This is a genomic window from Streptomyces sp. MBT65 (genome assembly GCF_016612545.1).
In the GTDB taxonomy this organism is placed as follows: domain Bacteria; phylum Actinomycetota; class Actinomycetes; order Streptomycetales; family Streptomycetaceae; genus Streptomyces.
In genome coordinates, this window is the sequence record NZ_JAENRY010000016.1 from 17,864 (window position 1) to 31,701 (window position 13,838).

A 13,838-nucleotide genomic window follows, 5' to 3' on the forward strand; every position below is an offset into this window, starting at 1 on the left:
CTGCTGGTGCGTGGGGGTTCTGGACGGTCAGGTGTATATAGCAACCATTCTTGCACCGGGAAAAATTCCGGTGCGCACATGGTCACCCTCCGCCTCGCGGCTGTCACATCCGTACGAGTTCCCGCCGACGGCGTTCCAGACAGCCGCGCTCCGCCGCGCTCTCGGTCCGGGCGATGGCCGCTTCGTACGCCCGCACCGCCTCGGTGTCGCGGCCCAGGCGCCGCAGCAGATCGGCGCGTACGGCGTGCAGGACGTGGTACTCGTCGAGGTCCAGCGCGTCCACGAGGTCGAGCGCCTTGCGCGGACCGTCGACCTCGGCGACGGCGACGGCCCGGTTCAGGGCGACGACCGGGCTCGGGGCGAGGGCCATGAGCTGGTCGTAGAGCTGGAGGATCTGTCCCCAGTCGGTCGCGTCCGCGCTCGGCGCGTCGCTGTGCACGGCGTTGATCGCGGCCTGGATCTGGTACGGCCCCGGGTTGTTCAGCCGCAGACACCGCCGGACGAGTGACTGGCCGTCGGCGATCAGTTCGGCGTCCCACCGGTCGCGGTCCTGTTCCGGCAGCGGCACCAGCTCGCCGTCCGGGCCCTGTCGTGCGGTCCGGCGCGACTCGCTGAGCAGCATCAGCGCGAGCAGGCCGGCCACCTCGGGTTCGTCCGGCATCAGCTCGGACAGCAGGCAGCCGAGGCGCAGGGCTTCGGCGCAGAGTTCGGGCGAGCCCGTGTAGCCCTCGTTGAAGATCAGGTAGACGACGGCCAGGACCCCCTTGAGCCGGTCGGGGAGGTCGGCGTCGCGCGGCACCCGGTACGGGATCCGCGCGTCCCTGATCTTGGCCTTGGCGCGGACGAGGCGTTGGGCCATCGTCGGCTCGGGCACCAGGAAGACGCGGGCGATCCGGGCGGTGGTGAGCCCGCCGAGCAGCCGCAGGGTGAGCGCGACCTGGGCCTGGACGGCGAGCGCGGGGTGGCAGCAGGTGAAGATCAGACGGAGCCGTTCGTCGCGCACGGGACCCTCCTCGGCGGGCGCGTCGGACGCGTACAGCAGGGCGGCCTCGCTGTGCCGGGCCGCGCGGGAGGACTCGCGGCGCAGCCGGTCGATCGCACGATTGCGGGCGGTCGTGACGATCCACCCGGCCGGGCTCGGCGGCACACCGGTCTCCGGCCACTTCTGTACGGCCGTGGTGAACGCGTCCTGGACCGCTTCCTCGGCGAGGTCGATGTCGCCGAGGAAGCGGACCAGGACCGAGACCGCCCGCCCGTACTCGGCACGGAAGACGGCCTCGATGTCGGTGTCGAACGGCATCAGTCCTCGGCCGTGTTCATGAAGGGGCGCACCTCGACGGGCAGCGTGGTGGCCCAGATCGCCCGCTTGCCCCACTCCAGTGCCGCGTCCAGGTCGGCCGCCTTGATCAGGCAGAGCCCGCCCAGATACTCCTTGCCCTCGGCGAACGGGCCGTCGGTGATCAGCACGTCACCGTCCTTGGGGCGCAGCACGGTGGCCGTCTCCGGTCCGTGCAGTCCACCGGCGAAGACCCAGGCACCGGCGGCCTGGAGCTCGTCGTGGAAGATCTCCAGTTTGCGGACGATCTCCGCCATCTCGTCGGGCCCGGGCATCTGTCCGTCGGTCGGGGTGATCACGCTGAGCAGGTAGTGCTGCATGACGTCCTCCATGGCACAAGGGGTTCTCGAACCCTCGGGGGTTCTCTCACCTCCTACACGAACGTCATGGTCCCGGATCGACACCCCGCCTCAGGAAACCGGCAGGATTTTCTCCGCGCCTTCGTCCCCGTCCTGGTGTGCGGGATCCTGGTCCAGCGCCGCCGTGAGCCTCGCGAGCAGTCGTACGAGATCGCCGTGGTCGTCGATCGCGTCGAGCAGCCGGGTCTGGTCGGCGAGCAGGCGATGCGCGGCCCGCTGGTGGAGGGTGCGGCCGCGCGCGGTGAGATGGAGCAGGACACGGCGGCGGTCGGCCCGGTCGGGGCGGCGATAAACGAGATTGTCGGCGACCATCCGGTCCACCAGCTTGGTCAGACTCGGGGCGGGCATCAGGACCTGGTCGGCTATCTCGGTCATCGGATGGCCCTTGCCGTCCGCGCTGACCGACAGGACGCGCCACTGCTCCACCGAACAGCTCACTTCGGCCAGTACGGCGGCCATGCGCAGGCCCAGCCGCCGCTCGGCGTGGCTCAGCAGGTGGGCGAGGCCCGGCGACGGTACGGACGACATTGCCGCTGTCCTTCCGGTAGGTCTACTGTGCGGTTCAGATTACGAGCCTCTGCGAGGGCGCCGGGGCCGGGACCGGTTTCCGTGCCCTCACGCCCTCACGGAGGTGGTCTGGTGCATCCCCTGCCGCCCGGGCGGATCAGCGGCCCGGTCAGGACTCTGGTCGTGGCACTGGTCGTACCCCTGCGGGGTCCGGCGGGCGTCTTCGGCCCGTCCTGCGAACTGGCCGCGCAGCTCGCCGTGGAGGAACTCAACGCCACCGGTGGGGTGTTGGGCCGCGAGGTCCGGCTGATCGTGGTGGACGGCGGCGCCCCGGCGGAGCAAGTGGCCGCCGAGGTCGAGGTGTTGGTGTCGATGCGCGCGGTCGACGCGGTGGTCGGCTGGCACACCTCGGCGGTCCGCAAGGCACTGGTGCCGCGTATCGCGGGCCGGGTGCCCTATGTCTACACCGCCCAGTACGAGGGCGGTGAGCGCACGCCCGGAGTGTTCCTGACCGGCGAGACCGACGCGGCCCAACTCCTCCCCGCCATGCGGATGTTGGCGGAGGAGACGGGCGCGCGCCGCTGGTGCACGGTGGGCAACGACTATGTGTGGCCGAGGGTCACCGCCCGGGCGGCGCGGTACTACGCCCGGGAGTGCGGCGGCCGGGTGCGCGACGAGATCTTCGTGCCGCTGGGCACCCACGCGTTCGGCCCGGTGCTGCGGCGCGTCGAGCGCTGCGAGGCGGATGCCGTACTCATGCTGCTGGTCGGCGACGACGCGGCGCGCTTCAACAGGGCGTTCGCCGCCCACGGGTTGCACCAGCGGTGTCTGCGGCTGAGTACGCACATGGACGAGAACATCCTGCTGGCCACCGGCGCGGAGGCCACCGAGGGACTGTGGGCGGCGGCCGGCTACTTCGAGACCCTCGCGACCGCGGAAAGCCTTGATTTCAGCGGGCGTTACGCGGCCCGCTTCGGTGTGGAGGCACCCGTCGTGGGCAGCCTCGGCGAGTCCTGCTTCGAAGGCGTACGACTGCTGGCGGCCCTGGCCGAGCAGGCGCGGTCGCTCGACGTGGGCACCATGTGCGCGGTGGGCGGCAGCGTCTCGTACGAGGGCCCCCGGGGCGTACTGCGTCTGCACGGCAATCACCTCCGTCAACGGCTGTACCTGGCGCGGGCGGACGCCTTCGACTTCGACATCGTCGCCCAACTCTGACCTCCCCCACCCGCTCCGATGGAGGCTACCTTCCCTCAGAAATAGTTTCCACAGGAAGCATTGATTAAATCTACGCGCGTCGCCAAAAGAATTTTGAAAGCTCTTCCATTTAAAACAGGCGAAACGGCCGGGAAACAATTCGGCGTGACTCTTCCGTCCAACTCCCCCGGGCCGTCCGGGAGATGACCACACCCGTGGAAGAAGGAAGTGTCGTGACGGAGATCGTCGACAAAGAGGCGCCGGCAACGGCAGCCGGACGGACCTACAACGACTGGGCGAAGAACGACACGCTGGAGGACTACTCGCTGCGCTACGCGCCGAAGTCCTTCCGCCGCTGGACGCCGTACGTGGTGGCCACCACCGCGCTCGGCGGCATCGCGTACCTCGCCGACTTCGCCATCGGCGGCTCGATCGCGATCTCGAACGGCTTCTCCAGCGCCATGGTGGCGATCCTGGCGGCGGCGGTGACGATCTTCCTCACCGGCATCCCGATCTCGTACTACTCGGCCAAGTACTCCATCGACATGGACCTGTTGACCCGGGGCGCCGGCTTCGGCTACCTCGGCTCGACCCTCACCTCGGTCATCTACGCCAGCTTCACCTTCATCTTCTTCGCCCTCGAAGGCTCGATCATGGCCCAGGCACTGGACCTGGGCCTGCACATCCCGCTGGCCGTCGGCTACTTGATCTGCTCGCTGATCATCCTGCCGCTGGTGATCTACGGCATGACCGCGCTCTCCAAGATGCAGGTGTGGACCCAGCCGGTGTGGCTGGTCCTGATGGTCGCGCCGTTCGTGTCCATCGCGATCCAGGAGCCGGGCAAGTTCTCGGAGTTCACGCACTTCGCGGGCAACTCCCCCACAGGTTCCGGCATCAGCATGCTCGGCGTCGGCGCGGGCGCCGGTGTGGCACTCTCCCTCATCGCGCAGATCGGTGAGCAGGTCGACTACCTGCGCTTCATGCCCGACAAGACCCCGCAGAACGCCAAGAAGTGGTGGGGCGCGGTACTTTCCGCCGGTCCCGGCTGGGTGGTCCTCGGCGCGGCGAAGCAGATGGGCGGTGCCTTCCTCGCCTTCTACATCGCCGGCAGCGTGGGCCTGGCCAAGGCCAACGAGCCCATCCAGCAGTACGTGCACGGCTTCAAGACCTTCGCCGCCCCGGTCGCCCTCGGCCTCGCCACGTTCTTCGTGATCCTCTCCCAGGTGAAGATCAACTCGACGAACGCGTACTCCGGTTCACTGTCCTGGTCGAACTTCTTCTCCCGCCTGACACACCGTCACCCGGGGCGCGTGGTCTACATCTTCCTCAACGTCGGCATCGCGCTGGCCCTGATGGAGGGCGGCGTCTTCGGCTTCCTCAACACGGTCCTCGGCTTCTACTCCAACGTGGCGATCGCCTGGATCGGCGCGGTCGTGGCCGACCTGGTCATCAACAAGCCGCTCAAACTCAGCCCGTCCTACATCGAGTTCAAGCGCGCCCACCTGTACAACTTCAACCCGGTCGGCTTCGGCTCGATGCTCATCGCGTCGGCCGTCTCCATCGCCGCGTACTTCAACGCGTTCGGCGACTACGCCAAGGCCTACTCGCCCTTCATCGCCCTGTTCCTGGCGATGGTCCTCTCGCCCCTGTTCGCGTACCTCACCAAGGGCAAGTACTACATCGCCCGCCTCGACGACCTCGCGGAGCCCCTGCTCGACGCGGACGGATACCCCTCGGCCGTCATCCTCAACTGCACCGTCTGCACAACGGACTTCGAACGCCCCGACGTGGCGAACTGCCCCTTCCACTCCGGCCCGATCTGCTCCCTGTGCTGCAGCCTGGAGAAGGACTGCCACGACTCCTGCAAGAGCGCCCCGGGTGCCACCGGCCCGGTGGACCTGGCGATGCCCGCCGTACGCGCGGCGGACTGACCACCGCGTCCCCACCGCTCCGGCCCACGTCCTGCGACCTGGGCCGGAGCGTCGCGCGTGCCCGCCCCGCCGGATCGGCAGAATCACCCGCATGACCTCGCACTCCCTCATCACCCGGGCCCGCCGCCTCGCGGACGACCTCCTCACCCCGTACGCCGAACAGGTCGACCAGGAGTTCGTCCCCACGACCCACATCGAGGCGATCAAACAGTCCGGGCTCCTGGGCGTGAGCGCCCCCGTGTCCTACGGCGGCTCGGCGGCACCCGGCGCGGTGGCGCGGGAGACGGCGGAGATCCTGGCCGGGGCCTGCTGCTCGACGTGGTTCGTCCAGACCCAGCACCACACACCGGTCATGACCTTGGCGAAGAGCGAACTCCCGGTGCGGGAGCGCCTGTTGGGCCCGCTCGCGCGAGGCGAGCTGATGTCCGGGGTGGCGTACGCACACCTGCGGGCGTACCCCCGCATCCCCGTACGGGTGACACGGGAGCGGGACGGCTGGCGGTTCGACGGCACGGTCCCCTGGTACACGGGGTGGGGTCTGAACGACGTGATGCTGCTGGCCGGGGTGACGGATGCGGACGAGGCGCTGTTCGCGTTCACGGAGGCGCGGGAGCAGCCCGGGCTGCGCCCCTCGGCCCCGATGCGGCTGGCGGCACTTACCGCCTCCCGGACCGTGTCGCTGGAGTTGAACGACTTCTGGCTGCCGGACGACGCGGTGGCCCTGCGCACGCCGTACGCGGAGTGGGCGAAGACCGACCGGCCGAAGCCCACGAACGCCTCACCGGCGGTGTTCGGAGTCGCGGAGGCAGCGCTCGCCCTGCTGGACGAGGACACCGCCGACCCGCTCCGCACCCGCCTCGACGAGGTACGCAAAGAGGCCTACGCCCTGGCCGAACACCCGGTACCGCACGAGCACTTGGCCGAGCGGCTCGCCCTGAGGACGCAGGCGTACGAGGTGTTGATGACAGCCACGACGGCGGCCGTAGTGGCCGGGGGCGGCAGATCCCTGGCAGTGACGAGCACCGCCCAACGCCTCGCGCGCGAGGCCCTGTTCCTGCTGGTTCAGGGCCAGACGGCAGAGTCGAGAGCGGCCCACTTGAAGGCACTGGCCGACTCGTAATTCGCTTGACCCGGTCGCGGAGCGACGCTGCACTGTGGCGGGCGGCACCGGACGTGGTGCCGGTATCGCGGGGAGGCAGCGACAGTGGTGGAGATCCGTCCCACGACCGACGAGGACCTCGATGTGTTCGTCGACACGGTCCATGCCGCGTTCGGGCTCTTCCGGGAGACCCCGACCGAGGGCGGCGGTCTGTGGTGGTCGGCGCTCGAAATGGACCGCTGCCTGCTCGCCACGGCGGCGGACGGACGGCCCGTCGGCACCGCCGGCGCGTACTCCTTCGAGCTCACGCTGCCCGGCGAAGGCGCCGTCCCGGTCGGCGGGGTGACCGCCGTCGGCGTCCTTCCCTCGCACCGACGCCAGGGTGTACTCAGTGCGATGATGCGCCACCAGCTCACCGACCTGCGGGCCCGCGGGGAGTCCCTCTCCGTGCTGCTGGCCTCCGAGGCCCTCATCTACCGCAGGTTCGGCTACGGACCGGCGACCTACACCCAGCGCGTGACGGTGCCGCGCCACCGGGCCGCCCTCGCCCTACCCCGGGCGCGCGACACGGCCACCGGCTTGGCGTCCAGCCCGGCTTCCGGCTCGGTCGAGTTGCTGCCCCGTGCCGAGTGCGGCGAGATCCTGGAGGAGGTCTACGACCGCTACCGCCGCGCACAGCCGGGCGCGCTGTCCCGGCCGCACCACTGGTGGACCCTGCGCGCGGGGCAGCCCCCGATCTCTCCGAAGCCTCGCTACGTCGCCGTCCACCGTGACGCCGCCGGGGTCCCGGACGGCTACGCCAGCTATGCGCTCGACGAATCCAAAACCCTGACCGTGGACGAGACCATCGCCACCGATGACGCCGTCTTCACGGCTCTGGCCCGGTTCGTGCTCGGCCACGACCTGGTCGGTCAGGTCGTGTTCAAGCATGTCCCGCCCGGCCATCCGCTGCGCTGGCAGCTCACGGACTTCCGCGCCGGAGAGGTGGGCGGCGACACCGACTGGCTCTGGGTACGGCTGCTGGACATCCCGCGTGCGTTGACCGCGCGGGGCTGGTGGACGGACGGCGAGCTCGTCCTCGACGTCGACGACCCGTTCCTCGGCGAGCACGGCCGATACCTGCTGACCGTCCGGGACGGCAAGGCCGACTGCGTCCCGACGGGCCGGGAGCCCGACCTGTCCCTGGACGTCAGCGACCTGGGCTCGGTCTACCTCGGCGGCACCGCCCCGAGCACGCTCGTGCGAGCCGGACACATCAGGGCCCACCGCCCGGGCGCGCCCGCCCTCGCCGACGCGCTCTTCCGGGCCGATCGCGCCCCGCACTGCCTGCACTGGTTCTGACCAGGCGGCGCCCGGCCCCCGGCACAGCTCTGCCCAGCACAGCTCTGTTCCGCTCAGCCCGCGAACGGCACCTGTGCCCCGGCAGGCTTTTGGTCGCCGACCGGGTGCCGCCAGACTCCCTCGGCGGCCAGCCTCGGCAGCACCCCTTCCCCGAACCAGTACGCCTCCTCCAGATGCGGATACCCGGACAGCACGAACTCCTCTATCCCCAGCGCCGCGTACTCCTTGATCCGCTCGGCGACCTCCTCGTGGCTGCCGACCAGCGCCGTCCCGGCTCCACCCCGCACGAGCCCGATCCCGGCCCACAGATTGGGATGGATCTCCAGCCCGTCCCGACTCCCGCCGTGCAACGCCAACATCCGCTGCTGCCCCTCGGATTCACTCCGCGCAAGCCCGGCCTGCACGGACTTCACGGTCTCGGAGTCGAACCCTTCGAGCAGCCGGTTCGCCTCGGCCCAGGCCTCCGCCGACGTGTCACGCGTGATCACATGCAGCCGGATGCCGAACCGAAGCGTTCGCCCCTCCTTCGCCGCCAGCCCCCTGATCCAGGCGATCTTCTCGGCGACCTGGGCGGGCGGCTCGCCCCAAGTGAGGTACACGTCCACGTACTTGGCCGCGATCTCGCCCGCGATCGGCGACGATCCCCCGAAGTACACCTCGGGCACCGGGTCGGGAAGCCGTGCCAACTTCGCGTCCTCGACCCGCAGATGCTCACCCGCCAGGTCTACGGTCTTGCCGTCCCACAACTCCCGGACGATCTCCAGGAATTCACCGGTGCGGCGATAGCGATCGTCCTTGTCGAGGAAGTCCCCGTAGGCCCGCTGCTCGTGGCTCTCGCCGCCGGTGACGACGTTGAGGAGCAGCCGTCCGCCGCTCTGCCGCTGGAACGTGGACGCCATCTGCGCGGCGAGCGTCGGCGAGACGAAGCCGGGCCGGAAGGCGACCAGGAACTTCAGGCGTTCGGTGTGCTGGCTGACCATCGCGGTGGTCAGCCACGCGTCCTCGCACCAGGCGCCGGTGGGCGTGAGGGCGCCCACGAAACCCAGGTCCTCCGCCGCGCGGGCGATCTGGCTCAGATAGGCGACCGTCGGCGGCCGGTCCCGTCCGGAGGCGGTGGCGGGAGTGCCGTGACCGCCTCCCACGACATGGCGGCTGTCGCCGTTGGTGGGGAGGAACCAGTGGAAGGTGAGGGACACGTGGGGTTCTCCGATCCGGACTGTCCTGAAGGGGGTTAGAGGAGGCCGTGGCGGGGTGGCCTGATGCCGTTCAGCACATAGCGGCCGATGTGCTGGATCTTCCAGCGGGCCGGGTCGTGCAGCGTGTGCGTGCGGGCGTCCCGCCAATGCCGGTGCAGGTTCAGCGAGTTGAGCGCCGAGCGCGTCCCCGACACCTCGAACAGCGCGCCCGCCACCTCCACGGCGGCCTGCGCCGCGTACACCTTGGCGGCCGCCACCGCGATGGACGCATCCGCCGCCGAGTCGTCGCTCAGGTCGGCGCGCGCGGCGTCCACGGCGCGGGCCGCCTGGATCAGCAGGGCCTCGGACGCCCTTACCTGGAGAGCGAGTTCACCGAACCGCTGGATCAGCAGCGGGTCCTCGGCGGCGGTCTCGACCCCGCTCTCGAACCAGGGCCGGCTCTTCGTCCGGACGAACTCGGCGGCCTCGGCCAGCGCTCCCCCGGCGATCCCGGCATCGATAGCGGCGTGCAGCAACTGGGCCACGGCGCCGTGGAGTTGGGGACCTTCGAAGGTGAGGTGGTGGGGCAGGACCCGGTCGACGGGGACGGCGACCGCCTCCAGCCTGACCGTGCCGCTGGCCGTCGTGCGCTGGCCCATGCCGTCCCAGTCGTCGACGACCGTGACGCCCTCGGCGTCGCGCGGGACGTAGGCGACATGGAGGTTGTCGTCGTCGGTGCGGGCGAGGACGGGGATCCAGTCGGCGAAGAGGGCTCCGGTGGAGTAGTGCTTGACGCCGGTCAGTTCGTACGAGCCGTCGGGCTGAAGTGTCAGCCGGGTGCGGATGTCCTGGACGTGCTTGGTGCCGGCCTCCGACTGGGCGTTGCCGAAGCGACGGCCGGCGAGCAGTTCGGTGAAGAAGAACTTCTGCTGGTCCGCGGTGCCCTGACGGCGAATCACATTGACATAGGCGAAGTGGCTCTGCGGGATCTGGGCGAGGCTGCCGTCTGCGGAGCCGAGGAGGCGGAAGATCTCGGCGAGGGTCTGCGCGCTGACGTCGGCGCCGCCGTACTCGGCTGGCACGGTGACGGCGAGCAGTCCGGAGCCGGAGAGCCGGTCCAACTCGGCGCGCGGGAGCCTGCGTTCGGTGTCGCGGGCGGAGGCACCGGCCCGGAACTCGTCGGCCAGCGCGGCGGCGAGTGCCAGGGCCTCGGCGTCGTCGGCGATCACATGGGCGGTTTTGCCGGTGGTCCCGTGGTCGGTCATGGTGGTCAGCCCGCCGCTGCCAGGAGCGGGGTCCGGCCGAGGGCCGCCGAGAACTGGTCAACCACCTGGGTGAGCGCCTCGGTGGCGGCCGGGGCGACGGTGAGCGAGCCGTCCTCGTGGGCGGTGATGTCCTTGTCGAGGGTGAACCAGCCCTGCACTATGTGGGCCGCGCCCATGGAGTTCAGCACCGGGCGGAGCGCGTAGTCGATCGCCAGCACATGTGCGGTGGACCCGCCCGTGGCGAGCGGCAGCACGGTCTTGCCGGTGAGTGCGTACTGCGGGAGCAGGTCGAGCAGCGCCTTGAGGACTCCGGAGTAGGAGGCCTTGTAGACGGGGGTGCCCACGACGACCCCGTCGGCGCGGGCGAACAGTTCGGTGGCCTCGACGATGGCCGGGTGGCGGAAGTCCGCGCCGAGCAGCGCCTCGGCGGGGACGGTGCGCACGTCGAGCGGGATCACCTCGTGCCCATGGGCGATCAGCCGCTTGTCCAGATGGCGCAGGAGCCGGTTGGTGCGGGAGGAGACGGAGGGGCTGCCGGAGACGGACAGGACGGTGGCCATGGGTCCTCTTTCTGGTCTGCTGCGGGGGCGATCAGGCGTGCGCGGAGACGGACTCGGTGTCCGGGAGTCGGGCCTCCAGTTCACGCACCAGCGGCAGCACCCGCTTGCCGAAGTACTCCACCTCCTCGTGGTAGTGCAGGAAGCCGAGCAGGAGAAGGTCGACGCCCAACTTCCGGTAGGCGACGATGTGTTCGGCGATCTGCTCCGGGGTGCCGATGAGCCCCGTACGGAAGCCGTCGTTGTACTGCACGAGGTCCTCGAACGTGGAGTCCTGCCACATGCCCTTGCCGTCGGCCGAGGACTGCCCGGCCTGCTTCACCGCGGCCCCGAATCCCTCGACGGCCTCACGGTCGGCCTTGGCGACGATCTCGCGGAGGGTGTCGCGGGCCTCGGCCTCGGTGTCGCGGGCGATGAGGAAGCCGTTGAGGCCGAACTTCGGTGCGGTGCGACCGACTTGGGCCGCCGAGCGGCGTACGTCGGCGATCTGCTCGGTGACGCCGTCGAAGTCCTTGCCGTTGGAGAAGTACCAGTCGGAGACGCGGCCGGCCATCGCGCGGGCGGCGGTGGAGTTGCCGCCCTGGAAGATCTCCGGGTGGGGTCGTTCGGGGGTGTTGAGGGGCTTGGGCTTGAGGGAGAAGTCGCGCAACCGGTAGAAGTCACCGGCGAGTTCGGTGTGGTCCTCGGTCCAGATCTGGCGCAGGGCCTGGATGAACTCCTCGGAGCGGCGGTAGCGCTCGTCGTGCTCCAGCCAGGGTTCGCCGAGCGCGGTGAACTCGCCCTTGAACCAGCCGGAGACGACGTTGACGGCGAAGCGGCCGTTCGACAAGTGGTCGGCGGTGGCGCCGAGTTTGGCGAGGACGCCGGGGTGCCAGAGGCCGGGGTGGACAGCGGCGATGACCTTCAGGCGCTGGGTGGCGAGGAGCAGGGCGAGGCTGAAGCTGGTCGACTCGTGCTGGAACTCGGCGCCGTAGCTGGCCATGTAGCGGACCTGGCTGAGCGCGTACTCGAAGCCGTTGTTCTCGGCGAGGACCGCGAGTTCGCGGTTGTACTCGTAGCTCCAGTCGGTGCGTTGCTCGATCTTGCTGGTGACGAGTCCCCCGCTGACGTTGGGGACCCAGTAGGCGAATTTCACGGGCTCGGCGGCCATGCGGAACTCCTGTTGCGGAGAGTTTTCGGGCACGCCGAATTCCGGGCACACGAAACGGCGTGCGAAAGAACGGAATTCAGGCGGGGAGGAAGAGACGGCGGCGGATCACAGGACGGACGTGACGGGGATCAGGCCGCGGTGCAACAGGAGGCGCTGGAGACGCGCGCGAGGTCGACGTGGCGTCGCCGCGTGAGGTCCAGTCGCATCATCATGCCGTCGATCGTGGCAGCCGTCGGCGTGGAGCGTCAAGGAAAACCCGACCGGTCTCGTATCGCGGACCATTGAATTTCACGAAGGTGTGACAGGGAAACCCTTGAACGGGCCGGGAAATCGGCCGCATTCTGCGGGCATGCGGACCGAACAACTGGAATACATCGCGGCCGTGACCCGGCTCGGCTCGCTGCGCCGGGCGGCCGAGGAACTGCGGCTGTCGCAGCCCGCGTTGAGCGAGACCGTGCGCAATCTCGAACGGGAACTCGGCGTCGATCTCCTGGAACGCAAACGGTCCGGCGCGACGATGAGCGCGGAGGGCCGGGAGCTGCTGCCGAAGATCGTCGATGTGATCGACGCGGTGGACCGACTGCGGGCGGCGGCGGGCGAGCAGCACCGGATCAGCCGAATGGTGCGGGTGGGCACGGTCAACGCGGCGACCGTGCCACTGCTGCTTCCCGTCGTGCACGCCTTCCGTGCCTCGCATCCGCTGACCCAGGTCGAGGTGGTCGGCGCGCAGCAGACGGACATCCACCGGGCGCTGTCGGAGGGCGGGTTCGATCTGGGGCTGGTCAATCACCTCGACGGCGACGACATGCCGGCCGACTTCGAGTCCACGGAACTGCTGTCGGGGCTGCCGGTGGTGTGTGTGCGTCCCGACAGTCCGCTGGCGTCCCGCACGACCGTGACGGTGGACGACCTCCTCACCGAGCCGCTGATCGGTATGCGTTCCGGCTATGTGATGCACCGCTATGTCCACCGGCTGCTCGATGGGCGGGGTCCCGCCTTCGCCTACTCGACCGACGGCGCCGAGATGGGCAAGCTCATGGTCGCCGAGGGCCTCGGCGTGACGGTCCTGCCCGACTTCAGCGTGGTCGGGGACCCGCTGGAGCGGCTCGGCGCGATCACCTACCGCCCGATCGCGGGCGCCACGGCCCGCGTCCTGCTGATGCTGCGCCGACGCCGCGCGGAATCCGTACCGCAGGCGGCCGGGGATCTCCACGAGGCGTTCGTACGCCGGGCACGGGAGCTGGGCGAGGCGCGCGCCTGAGGCTGCCGGGACCTACCCGACGACTCCGGTCCGGCGATTCCCGGCGGCGCCCGGAGAACGGCCGACCGGGGCAGACCTCGCGCCTGGAGAACACCGGGCGGGGTCAGAACTCAGGCCCGGGGACCAGCCGGACGGGGCCAGCCCTCACACCCGGAGAACAGCCGGACGGGGTCAGAACTCACGCCCGGAGAACAGCCGGACGGGCCCAGGCCTCACACCCGGAGGATGGACGGGACAGGTCAGACGTCCGCATCCGATGGACGGCCGCGCGGGCCATACCTCCACACCTGGTGAACGGACGGGCGAGGTAAGTCCTCCACACCCAATAGACGACCACGCGGGTCGGATCCCCCACCCGCTGGACGGCCGCGCAAGCTCAGTCCTCGTCGCCCACCGGGACCACCACGAGGAACGCGTCGGACTTCAGGTCCATGACGACCCTGGCGGGCTGACCCTCGGCGCGGCGTCGTGCCGCGAACTCCTCGGCGGGCCATGATCCGCGCGGAGCCCCCGCCGGAAACCGCTCCAACACCTTCGCGCCCATGTCCGCAGACACCTCCAGCAACGATCCTCGTCTCCCCACGGGAGCCGTCGTACCTGTTCACCTGCCCGCGATCGACTCCCGCATGCCACCTGCCTCGCCGCGCCGGGAGCACGTACGTC

Annotated in this window: 14 protein-coding genes; 5 read left to right on the forward strand and 9 right to left on the reverse strand. The window is 69.9% G+C overall.

The genetic code is table 11. The features are described from left to right. Positions 1 to 103: 103 nt before the first annotated feature. The 3 genes from JHN63_RS06180 to JHN63_RS06190 all read right to left on the reverse strand — a co-directional run bounded on the left by JHN63_RS06180 (position 104) and on the right by JHN63_RS06190 (position 2,223). Positions 104 to 1,300, reverse strand: a complete 1,197-nt coding sequence (locus JHN63_RS06180) for an RNA polymerase sigma factor (RefSeq protein WP_200677733.1) — start codon at positions 1,298 to 1,300, stop codon at positions 104 to 106. After that, positions 1,300 to 1,656: a YciI family protein gene (locus tag JHN63_RS06185; RefSeq protein WP_200677735.1), complete on the reverse strand. Its 357-nt coding sequence runs from the start codon at positions 1,654 to 1,656 to the stop codon at positions 1,300 to 1,302. Before JHN63_RS06185 ends, JHN63_RS06180 begins: the two co-directional genes overlap by 1 nt. A gap of 90 nt (positions 1,657 to 1,746) precedes the next feature. Continuing rightward, entirely contained in the window at positions 1,747 to 2,223 is a 477-nt protein-coding gene (locus JHN63_RS06190) for a MarR family winged helix-turn-helix transcriptional regulator (RefSeq protein WP_200677737.1), read from the reverse strand. A gap of 111 nt (positions 2,224 to 2,334) precedes the next feature. Here JHN63_RS06190 and JHN63_RS06195 point away from each other — a divergent pair, with 111 nt between their 5' ends. The 4 genes from JHN63_RS06195 (at position 2,335) to JHN63_RS06210 (ending at position 7,767) form a co-directional block, all read left to right on the forward strand. Further along, the gene (locus JHN63_RS06195; protein ID WP_200677739.1) at positions 2,335 to 3,417 is read left to right on the forward strand and encodes a substrate-binding domain-containing protein; all 1,083 of its coding nucleotides are present in this window, start codon (positions 2,335 to 2,337) and stop codon (positions 3,415 to 3,417) included. A 212-nt stretch (positions 3,418 to 3,629) separates the two neighbouring features. Beyond that, the gene (locus tag JHN63_RS06200) at positions 3,630 to 5,327 is read left to right on the forward strand and encodes a cytosine permease (RefSeq protein WP_200677741.1); all 1,698 of its coding nucleotides are present in this window, start codon (positions 3,630 to 3,632) and stop codon (positions 5,325 to 5,327) included. Between the two features lie 91 nt (positions 5,328 to 5,418). Next, complete coding sequence (locus JHN63_RS06205; protein ID WP_200677743.1) at positions 5,419 to 6,447, forward strand: acyl-CoA dehydrogenase family protein; 1,029 nt, start codon at positions 5,419 to 5,421, stop codon at positions 6,445 to 6,447. Positions 6,448 to 6,534: 87 nt separating this feature from the next. Next, a complete protein-coding gene (locus JHN63_RS06210; RefSeq protein WP_200677745.1) occupies positions 6,535 to 7,767 on the forward strand; it encodes a GNAT family N-acetyltransferase in 1,233 nt (410 codons plus the stop codon). A gap of 53 nt (positions 7,768 to 7,820) precedes the next feature. Here the strand turns inward: JHN63_RS06210 and JHN63_RS06215 are convergent, their stop codons facing one another. From JHN63_RS06215 to JHN63_RS54585, 5 genes are all read right to left on the reverse strand, one after another. Then, the gene (locus JHN63_RS06215; protein WP_200677746.1) at positions 7,821 to 8,963 is read right to left on the reverse strand and encodes an LLM class flavin-dependent oxidoreductase; all 1,143 of its coding nucleotides are present in this window, start codon (positions 8,961 to 8,963) and stop codon (positions 7,821 to 7,823) included. 35 nt (positions 8,964 to 8,998) lie between these two features. Continuing rightward, a complete protein-coding gene (locus JHN63_RS06220) occupies positions 8,999 to 10,207 on the reverse strand; it encodes an SfnB family sulfur acquisition oxidoreductase (RefSeq protein ID WP_200677747.1) in 1,209 nt (402 codons plus the stop codon). A 5-nt stretch (positions 10,208 to 10,212) separates the two neighbouring features. Continuing rightward, on the reverse strand, positions 10,213 to 10,767 hold the full coding sequence (gene ssuE / locus JHN63_RS06225) for an NADPH-dependent FMN reductase (RefSeq protein WP_200677748.1): 555 nt from the start codon (positions 10,765 to 10,767) through the stop codon (positions 10,213 to 10,215). 31 nt (positions 10,768 to 10,798) lie between these two features. After that, positions 10,799 to 11,914, reverse strand: a complete 1,116-nt coding sequence (gene sfnG, locus JHN63_RS06230; RefSeq protein ID WP_200677749.1) for a dimethylsulfone monooxygenase SfnG — start codon at positions 11,912 to 11,914, stop codon at positions 10,799 to 10,801. Between the two features lie 128 nt (positions 11,915 to 12,042). Beyond that, entirely contained in the window at positions 12,043 to 12,126 is an 84-nt protein-coding gene (locus JHN63_RS54585) for a putative leader peptide (RefSeq protein ID WP_351305882.1), read from the reverse strand. Between the two features lie 137 nt (positions 12,127 to 12,263). Here JHN63_RS54585 and JHN63_RS06235 point away from each other — a divergent pair, with 137 nt between their 5' ends. After that, positions 12,264 to 13,175, forward strand: a complete 912-nt coding sequence (locus tag JHN63_RS06235; protein ID WP_200677750.1) for a LysR family transcriptional regulator — start codon at positions 12,264 to 12,266, stop codon at positions 13,173 to 13,175. Positions 13,176 to 13,551: 376 nt separating this feature from the next. Here JHN63_RS06235 and JHN63_RS06240 read toward each other — a convergent pair whose 3' ends face one another. Continuing rightward, positions 13,552 to 13,719: a hypothetical protein gene (locus JHN63_RS06240; protein WP_199827269.1), complete on the reverse strand. Its 168-nt coding sequence runs from the start codon at positions 13,717 to 13,719 to the stop codon at positions 13,552 to 13,554. Between the last annotated feature and the right edge of the window lie 119 nt (positions 13,720 to 13,838).